Annotated in this window: 8 protein-coding genes; 3 read left to right on the forward strand and 5 right to left on the reverse strand. The window is 60.7% G+C overall.

Features of this window, described 5'->3' with window-relative positions; all coding sequences use genetic code 11:
• Positions 1-18: 18 nt before the first annotated feature.
• The 3 genes from GHK62_RS24005 to rpoZ form a co-directional block, all read right to left on the reverse strand.
• A complete protein-coding gene (locus tag GHK62_RS24005; RefSeq protein WP_153441552.1) occupies positions 19-171 on the reverse strand; it encodes a DUF3563 family protein in 153 nt (50 codons plus the stop codon).
• Between the two features lie 279 nt (positions 172-450).
• Positions 451-2,676 (reverse strand): RelA/SpoT family protein, encoded by a 2,226-nt coding sequence (locus GHK62_RS24010; RefSeq protein ID WP_153441553.1) that lies wholly within the window; start codon positions 2,674-2,676, stop codon positions 451-453.
• Between the two features lie 103 nt (positions 2,677-2,779).
• Complete coding sequence (gene rpoZ / locus GHK62_RS24015) at positions 2,780-3,187, reverse strand: DNA-directed RNA polymerase subunit omega (RefSeq protein WP_136504099.1); 408 nt, start codon at positions 3,185-3,187, stop codon at positions 2,780-2,782.
• A gap of 467 nt (positions 3,188-3,654) precedes the next feature.
• Between rpoZ and GHK62_RS24020 the strand changes: the two genes are divergently transcribed.
• On the forward strand, positions 3,655-4,233 hold the full coding sequence (locus GHK62_RS24020) for a LabA-like NYN domain-containing protein (protein ID WP_153441554.1): 579 nt from the start codon (positions 3,655-3,657) through the stop codon (positions 4,231-4,233).
• A 51-nt stretch (positions 4,234-4,284) separates the two neighbouring features.
• Here GHK62_RS24020 and smpB read toward each other — a convergent pair whose 3' ends face one another.
• Both smpB and dapA read right to left on the reverse strand, forming a co-directional pair.
• A complete protein-coding gene (gene smpB, locus GHK62_RS24025) occupies positions 4,285-4,764 on the reverse strand; it encodes an SsrA-binding protein SmpB (RefSeq protein ID WP_136504097.1) in 480 nt (159 codons plus the stop codon).
• Positions 4,764-5,648 (reverse strand): 4-hydroxy-tetrahydrodipicolinate synthase, encoded by an 885-nt coding sequence (gene dapA / locus GHK62_RS24030; protein ID WP_153441555.1) that lies wholly within the window; start codon positions 5,646-5,648, stop codon positions 4,764-4,766. Before dapA ends, smpB begins: the two co-directional genes overlap by 1 nt.
• 292 nt (positions 5,649-5,940) lie before the next feature.
• Between dapA and GHK62_RS24035 the strand changes: the two genes are divergently transcribed.
• Together GHK62_RS24035 and GHK62_RS24040 are read left to right on the forward strand one after the other, a co-directional pair.
• The gene (locus GHK62_RS24035) at positions 5,941-8,007 is read left to right on the forward strand and encodes a lytic transglycosylase domain-containing protein (RefSeq protein WP_153441556.1); all 2,067 of its coding nucleotides are present in this window, start codon (positions 5,941-5,943) and stop codon (positions 8,005-8,007) included.
• A gap of 158 nt (positions 8,008-8,165) precedes the next feature.
• Positions 8,166-8,663 carry a BA14K family protein gene (locus GHK62_RS24040; protein ID WP_153441557.1) on the forward strand — a complete coding sequence of 166 codons (498 nt, stop codon included), beginning with the start codon at positions 8,166-8,168 and terminating at the stop codon, positions 8,661-8,663.
• Positions 8,664-8,734: the final 71 nt, after the last annotated feature.

Below are 8,734 nucleotides of genomic sequence, written 5' to 3' on the forward strand. Positions count from 1 at the left end.
AAGGTCAGCACAGCAAACTCAGAAGCTGTTGCGGAACAGACCGCGATCGATCTGGCGCTGGCGGTATTCGAGATCGATGCGATCGACGGAGCCGTTCAGATAGGCGGTCTCACGCTCTTGAACGGTCGGAATGTGCAGGGCACGGGTGAGTTTCTCCAACTGCTTGAACATGGCAAACCTCTTCGTTTACCTCCCAAGCAAAAGATAGTTTGGCGACCCGCGCCCCACCAGCGCCAGGATGAGGCGGCAGCCATGCATGTGACGCATGACACGCGACGTTCCACCCTGCCGTCTGCCCATTCCTTGGGCACATTGCATAGAAATCATATCCTTCGGAACGCAGTGTCCATCGGCGTCACCGAGGCGCGACTCAATGACACGACCGCCAACCGCCGCCGCGGAACAATGGCGATGGCCGGCGGACTGCTCCTCGCAGGCTTCGTGACGTCACTATTCGAAGAGCCGCTTGACCATGGAAATGCTCGGCAACTCTTTGAGCTGGGCGATCAGGTGGTTCAACTGACGCAGATCCCAGACTTCGAGGTCGAATTGCAACTCGCTGAAATCCGCCGCAACCCGTCCCATGGAGAGCGAACGAATGTTGACATCGCTCGTCGCGATCGCCTGGGCGATCTCCGCGAGCGTGCCAGGTTCGTTCAGCGCGCTGACCGCGATCCTGGCTATGAACCGGCTGTTGTTCGCCTCGTCGAGATCCCAGCGCACATCGATCCAGCGCTCCGGCTCGTCATCGAACTTTTGCAGGATCGGCGACTGGATCGGGTAAATGGTAATCCCCTTGTCGCTGTCCATGATGCCGACGATGCGGTCGCCCGGAACGGCGCCGGCCGGACTGAAGTGCACCTCGGCATTGCCGGAAAGCCCGCGGATCGGTAGTGCTTCCGGCCCTTCGACCTGTTGCGCTTCGACCATCTCTTTCGTGCGGCCGGGGAGCTTGAAGACCATTCCTGCGGCGCTGCGCATATTGAACCAGCCGTCGTCCGCGCTGGGCTTTACCGTGACGCGCTCGTCCTGATGATCGGGGAATACGGCGCGCAGGACGTCAAGCGAGGACAGTTCGCCCCGTCCGACGGCCGCGATGGCGTCCTCGACTTCTTTCTGCCCCAGCCTGTGCAAGGCGGGCTTCAGCGCCTCGCGCGAAAAACTCTTGCCGGCACGTTCGAAGGTCCGCTCCAGAATGCGGTAGCCGAGACCGGCATATTGCTTGCGGACGGCGGCTCGCGTCGCGCGACGGATGGCAGCGCGCGCTTTGCCGGTAACGACGATCTCCTCCCACGCGGGCGGCGGGACCTGAATGCCGGAGCGGATGATCTCGACCTCGTCACCGTTGTTGAGGCGTGTGACCAGCGGCATGATGCGGCCGTTGATCTTGGCGCCGACGCAGGTATCGCCGATATTCGTATGCACGGCGTAGGCGAAATCGATCGGTGTAGCGCCGCGCGGCAGTGCGATCAGCTGCCCCTTGGGGGTGAAGCAAAATACCTGGTCCTGGAACAGCTCGAGCTTCGTGTGCTCCAGGAACTCCTCGGGATTGTCGCCTTCCGCCAATGCTTCGATCGTGCGGCGAAGCCAGGAATAGGCGTTCGACGTCGGTGATCGCGGCGCATCCGCCGCCACGGCGTCGCGATCCTTGTAGAGCGCGTGCGCGGCGATGCCGTATTCCGCGATATCGTGCATGCGTTTCGTGCGGATCTGCAGTTCAATACGCTGGCGCGACGGGCCGATGATCGTCGTGTGCAGCGATTGGTAATCATTCTGCTTCGGCGTCGAAATATAGTCCTTGAAGCGACCCGGGACGACACGCCAGCGCGTGTGCACGATGCCGAGCGCCCGGTAGCAGGAGGGAATATCGTCGACAATGATGCGGAAGCCCCAGACATCCGACAGTTGCTCGAAAGAAAGCGATTTCGACTGCATCTTTCGGAAGACCGAATAGGGCTTCTTCTGGCGTCCCTTGACCAGCGCCTCCTTCAGGCCCTCGGCCTGCAGCAGCTCGCTCAGTTCCTCCTCGATCTTCTTGATCAGGCCCTCGTTGCGCTCAGACAGTTCCTGCAGCCGCCTCGTGACCGTCTCGTAGGCCTCCGGGTTGATATGGCGGAAAGCGAGGTTCTCGAGCTCCTCACGCATGTCCTGCATGCCCATGCGTCCGGCCAGCGGCGCATAGATGTCCATGGTCTCTTCGGAAATGCGTGCGCGCTTCTCCGGCGACATATGGTCGAGCGTGCGCATGTTGTGCAGCCGGTCGGCAAGCTTGACGAGCAGGACGCGAACGTCGTCCGAGATGGCAAGCAAGAGTTTGCGCAGGTTTTCGGCCTGCTTCGCCTTCTTGGTGACGAGATCGAGCTTCTTGATCTTGGTCAGGCCCTCGACCAGCGCACCGATGTCTTCGCCGAAGAGATCGTCTATCTCCTGGCGCGTCGCGGTCGTGTCCTCGATCGTATCGTGCAGCAGGGCAACCGCGATCGTGGACTCGTCCAGATGCATCTCTGTGAGAATGGCTGCCACTTCGAGCGGATGGGAGATGTAGGGATCGCCGCTTGCCCGCTTCTGCTGGCCGTGCTTCTGCATGGCATAGACGTAAGCCTTGTTCAGCAGGGCTTCATTGACGTCGGGCTTGTATTTCTGCACGCGCTCAACGAGCTCGTATTGGCGCATCATCCGCTGGCGGCTCCGTGGGAAAAGGCAAACAAAAAAGTGCGCCAATCATAGGAGTGGCGCACTGCTTTGAAAACACGTCGGAACATGCGTTCCGGAACGGATCTTAGTAGTCGTCGCTCTTTTCCGGAGGCACAAGACCTTCGATGCCCGCAAGCAGTTCTTCTTCGGACATGCGGTCGAAGGTCAGCGCCTCCGGCTGATCTTCCTCTTCCGCTGCGTCCGCGAAAGCGGCGGCCGCTTCCGGCTGGGTCAGCGAAGCCGGATCCGGCTCGGGCTCGTCCACCTCGACATGCTTCTGCAGCGAGTGGATCAAGTCCTCCTTCAGATCGCCGGGCGAGAGGGTCTCGTCGGCGATCTCGCGCAACGCCACGACAGGGTTCTTGTCGTTGTCGCGATCAACGGTGATAGCGGCACCCTGAGAAATCAGGCGTGCGCGGTGACTGGCGAGCAATACAAGCTCGAAACGGTTGTCGACTTTGTCAATGCAATCTTCGACGGTGACGCGGGCCATAGCCTGTCCTTTGCGACTCAAAGCGCGGCGGCGTTGCCGCTGCACGGATTAAACGACACGAGACCGGAACAGCCGTCGCTTGACGGCCTCATTGGCTCCGATTTCTGGAATTAGCCGCTCGGATACAATCAAAACAGCATAAGTTCAAGTTTTTCCTGCATTCGGTGCTCACATCCACCTATGACACATGGTAGAATACACCATGTACGCGCCGCAAGCGTGACCACACATGCCGATTGCATTGCACGATACAATGGTCGAATGTGCAGCAGCAATCGGAAATTGAAGTGTGGACGATCTGCAGCAACTGCTAAAACTAGCTATATGCGCCGTGCGCTGCTTGGATTAATGCGTGGTATAACTTACATTATTTGCAATATCAGCAATTATTAATGTAATCCACCTATTTTCGCGCACGCTTCCCTCGGGAGGTCGAAATTGCGCCGGGCATGAAAAAGGAAATTACGATGTTCGATCCCCGCGAGAAAATCGCACTTTTCATAGACGGCGCCAATCTCTACGCCGCATCGAAAAGTCTCGGTTTCGACATCGACTATCGCAAGCTGCTGAAAGCATTCCAGAAACGCGGATATCTGCTCAGGGCCTACTATTATACCGCGCTTATCGAAGACCAGGAATATTCGTCGATCCGTCCCTTGATCGACTGGCTGGACTACAACGGCTACAAGGTCATCACCAAGCCGGCCAAGGAGTTCACCGACTCGCTCGGGCGACGCAAGATCAAGGGCAACATGGATATCGAGCTGGCGATCGACGCCATGGAGCAGTCGGAAACGGTTGATCATCTCGTCATCTTCTCGGGCGACGGCGACTTCACCACTCTTGTCGAAGCGTTGCAGCGCAAGGGCCGCAAGGTTTCGGTGGTCTCGACCATGTCGACCCAGCCGCCGATGATCGCAGACGATCTGCGACGCCAGGCGGATCACTTCATCGACCTTGTTACGCTTAGAAGCGAGATTGGCCGCGAGCCCTCGGAACGCACGCCGCGCACCGTCGAGCCTGTCTCCGACGACGTCGAGCTTTAAGATCAGGAATTCATGCAAAGGGCGGCGCAAGCGCCCCCCTCGCCGGCCAGTTCAGCCGCGCTCCTTAAGCAGGCGGTTCTTTTGCCGGTTCCAATCGCGTTCCTTGGAGGTCTCGCGCTTGTCGTGCAACTTCTTGCCCTTGCCCAGCGCTAGCTCCAGCTTTGCCCGCCCGCGGTCATTGAAATAAATCCGCAACGGGATCAGCGACATGCCTTCGCGGTTGACGGCACCCTGCAACCGATTCACTTCCCGCTTCGACAACAGCAGTTTGCGGCGCCGGCGCGTTTCGTGGTTGAAGCGGTTGGCCTGCAAATATTCCGGCAGATAGGAGTTGATCAGCCAGATCTCACCGCCCTCATCGGTGGCGTAGGACTCCGAAATGTTGGCCTTTCCTTCGCGCAGCGACTTGACCTCCGTGCCGGTCAGCACAAGGCCGGCTTCGTAGGTATCGACGATCTCGTAGTTGAAGCGGGCCTTGCGATTCTCCGCCACGACTTTCTTGACCGTACGCTGGCTGCCTTTGGGGGCCATCAGTTCATCAATCCCGCATGCCGGAGCGCAGCATCGATCGCCGCTTCCGTGCCCGGCTCAAGCGTCGCCAGGAGCGGCGATCGGACGGCGCGGCTCATCCGCCCCAGGCGATGGAGTGCATATTTTGCGCCGCAGAGGCCAGGCTCCATGAAGATAGCTTTGTGGAGCGGCATCAATTTGTCCTGATACTCAAGCGCCTTGGCGAATTGACCGGCAAGCGTCGCTTCCTGAAATTCCGCGCAAAGACGCGGCGCGACGTTGGCAGTCACGGAAATGCAGCCAACACCACCATGCGCGTTGAAGCCAAGGGCCGTCGCATCCTCCCCGGAGAGCTGCACGAACTCTGGGCCGCAGGCCATGCGCTGCTCCGAGACACGCTCGATCTTGCCGGTGGCATCCTTGACGCCGATGATCGTCGGATAGGCCTTTGCCAGCGCGGCCATCGTCTCGACGCTCATGTCGACGACCGAACGACCGGGAATATTGTAGATTACGATCGGCAGCTTCACGCTTTCGGCGATTGCGCCATAGTGGGCGAAGAGACCTTTCTGCGTCGGCTTGTTGTAGTAGGGCGTCACGACCAGAAGGGCATCGGCACCCGCCTTCTCCGCATGCTGCGCAAGCTCGATTGCTTCGGTCGTGTTGTTGGAGCCTGCTCCGGCAATGACAGGCACACGTCCGGCTGCTGCTTCAACGCAGAGCTCGACGACCTTCTTGTGCTCATCGTGGGACAAGGTCGGCGATTCCCCGGTGGTGCCCACCGGCACCAGCCCGTGGCTGCCTTCTTTTATCTGCCATTCCACATGCGCGACGAAACTATCCGCGTCTACCGAGCCGGTGGCGGTGAACGGTGTTACGAGTGCGGGAATGGAACCCTTGAACATGCACAACTCCTGACGGCCGTAAGGAGCAGGAAACTCCCACGCTTTGGCCGCAATCGACGGTTAGAAAACTGCCGCACCATAATCATGTGACGTGGTTGCGGCAAGCGTCGTGACGACGCATTTCATGTCGGTTTTCACCCAAGCGACAGCACGAGAGGCAGTTCGGCCAGCTCAAAGCAAGGCTGGAACGGCCCCGCGAAAATAGTGCACCCATTTGCGGTCATCGATTAATGCAGCTAACTTTTCGGCAGGCGATCCGGCGGAGAATGAACGGGGATACACGGGGCTCTTGATGCGCGGACCACTCCTTCTGCCTGTCGCCGCCATGATCGGCGCCGTGATCCTGGGTTCCTCGGCTGCTGCGAGCGAGGCGCGGACGCCGGTACCGGCGAACAAGCCTGGCTCGGCCGGCAAGGCGGGACGCACCGCGACCAAGGACCTCACCAGTGCAATACCCGCGGCCGTCACGCCGATCGGCTCAGACTTAAAGACAGGCCTCGATGCGCTTTCCAACCGCCAGCCCGCCAAAGCAATCGCGGTTCGCGACGGCATGCCCTCCGGGACGCTGGAGCGCCATATCCTCACTTGGGCCATCGCCGTTTCCGGGCAGAAGGGCATTCCATCCTACGAGATCGCCGAGGCACAGAGGGAGCTTCAGGGCTGGCCCGGGTTGAAATCGCTGCGGGCGCATTCGGAAAGGGCGCTCTACCGGGAGAATCCGCCTGCACCAGACGTGATCGCCGCCTTCGGGGCTACCCGGCCCGAAACGGCGGAGGGAACAATCATCCTGGCGCGGGCGCTGGTGGCCCAAGAGCAAAAGGCAGCGGCGGCAAGGCATCTGCGCGCCATCTGGTTGAAGGACGCGCTCGACAAGGACACCGAAACAAAGATCCTTTCGGAATTTTCCGACCTGCTGACGACCGCCGACCACAAGCGCCGCATGGAGATGCTCCTCTATCGCAGCCGCGTCGAACAGGCGGGGCGCTTCGGCGACCTCGGCAAAGCGCAATCTCTATATCGTGCTTGGGCCGCGGTTATCCGTGGCACCGGCAATGCGGCATCGCTGATCGAGGCCGTCGACCCGTCGTGGCGGAACGACCCCGCCTTCCTGTTTGTCCGCATCGAGCATCTGCGCAAGCAGGAAAAATACCAGGAGGCGGCCAAGCTTCTCGCCCAAATGCCGCGCGACGGCGACGCCCTTGTCGACCCGGGCGAATGGTGGATCGAGCAGCGCATCGTCAGCCGCGGCCTGCTCGACGCGGGCGATTTCCGCGGCGCCTATCGCATTGCCGCCAACCATGCGGCAACCGAAGCGACTGACATTGTCGACGCGGAGTTCCATGCCGGCTGGTACGCGCTCCGGGGTTTGGAGGACCCGGCGACTGCGGCAGGCCATTTCCAGAAGATCCTGGAGGCGTCGAGCCGGCCGATCTCGGCCTCGCGCGCCTGGTACTGGCTGGGACGTGCTGCCGAAGCAGGTGGACCCGGCAATTCGAGCGAATATTTTGGCAAAGCGGCACGCTATCCGGGCACATTCTACGGGCAACTTGCCGCGGCCAGGCTCGGCCGCCGGACGCTTGACGTGAGCTATCCCTCCCCCACGCCCGAGGATCGAACACGATTCGAAGGCCGCGAGGCCGTTCGGGCTATCGCCCGGCTCGAAGTCGCAGGCCACGGCTGGCGCGCGGACAGCCTTTACCGGTCGCTGGCCGAGGAACTGACCAGTCCCGGAGAACTCGCAATGCTTGCGGCGCGAGCGGAACAGACGGGCAATCACCAGCTGTCGCTGCAAGTTGGCAAGATCGCTTTCGCCCGCGGCATCGATGTCGCCGCGCTCGCGTTCCCGATCGGCGTCATCCCGTCCAGCGCCGATATCACCGGCGCCGGCAAGGCACTTGCCTATGCGATCGCCCGGCAGGAAAGCGCCTTCAACCCCGCGGCCGTCTCCACCGCCAACGCCCGCGGACTGCTACAACTTCTCCCGGGCACGGCCAAGGGAGTCGCAAGCCGCTTCGGCCTCGCCTATTCGAGGGACCGGCTGACGACCGACGCAGGCTACAATGCGACGCTCGGCGCCCATTATCTCGGCGAGCAGATCAACAGCTTCGGCGGCTCCTATATACTGACCTTCATCGCTTACAATGCCGGCCCGGGCCGCGTGCCGGAATGGCTCCAACGTTATGGCGACCCGCGCGGCATGCCGATCGACGAGGTGGTGGACTGGATCGAGCGCATCCCCTTTCAGGAGACGCGCAACTATGTGCAGCGGGTGATGGAGAACTATCAGATCTACAAATCCCGACTGGGAGAGCCTGCGGACATCGTGTCGGATCTGCGAATGGGGCGACAATTACCCTGAGCTTGGACGACCCGGTGGCGTCTGATCCCGAGGCTACACCGCGCAGAACGCCGCGATCAAATGATCGTGATCGGGACTCGAAACACGGCACAAAATGCCGTTTCAGCCATTTTCTTTCCAAAAGAATCCGTCTGTCTCGAAAGGAAATGGTAAAGCCAATGAAGACGTTAGCAATTGTCGCCCTGTCGCTGGCAACGGCGATGAGCAGCGTTCCGCCCGCAGAAGCATTTCCGATCACTCCGGTGGTAAAGCCGCAGGCCACTGATATTCAGCGGGTGCAGTTTCCTTACGAGCGCGGCGAGGAGCGTAAGAGCGGCAAGTGTCGCTTGCCCTACTGTGGACGTGGTTATCGAGCGGACCGGCGCGACTATCGTGACTATCGCCGTAGCTATTACCGCAACCGCTACCACCGCCGTTATCATCATCATGACGACGACAACGATTTCGGCGCCTTCATCGGCGGACTGGCGACCGGTGCGATCGTCGGCGGTCTGCTGAGCCAGCCGAGATATGCCGGGCCGAGTTATTACGGCGGCGGCGGCGGCAGCGCCCACACCCGCTGGTGCTATGCGCGCTATCGATCCTATCGCGCCTGGGACAATACCTATCAGCCGTATGGCGGCCCCCGTCGCCAGTGCTACTCGCCCTACAGCTAGAGCATTTTTCGCGTCAGGTGGAATCACCTGACGTCGCACAAATGCGGCAAAAACAAACAGATAGAGCGGTT

The organism is Sinorhizobium terangae (assembly GCF_009601505.1).
Taxonomy (GTDB): Bacteria; Pseudomonadota; Alphaproteobacteria; order Rhizobiales; family Rhizobiaceae; genus Sinorhizobium; species Sinorhizobium terangae.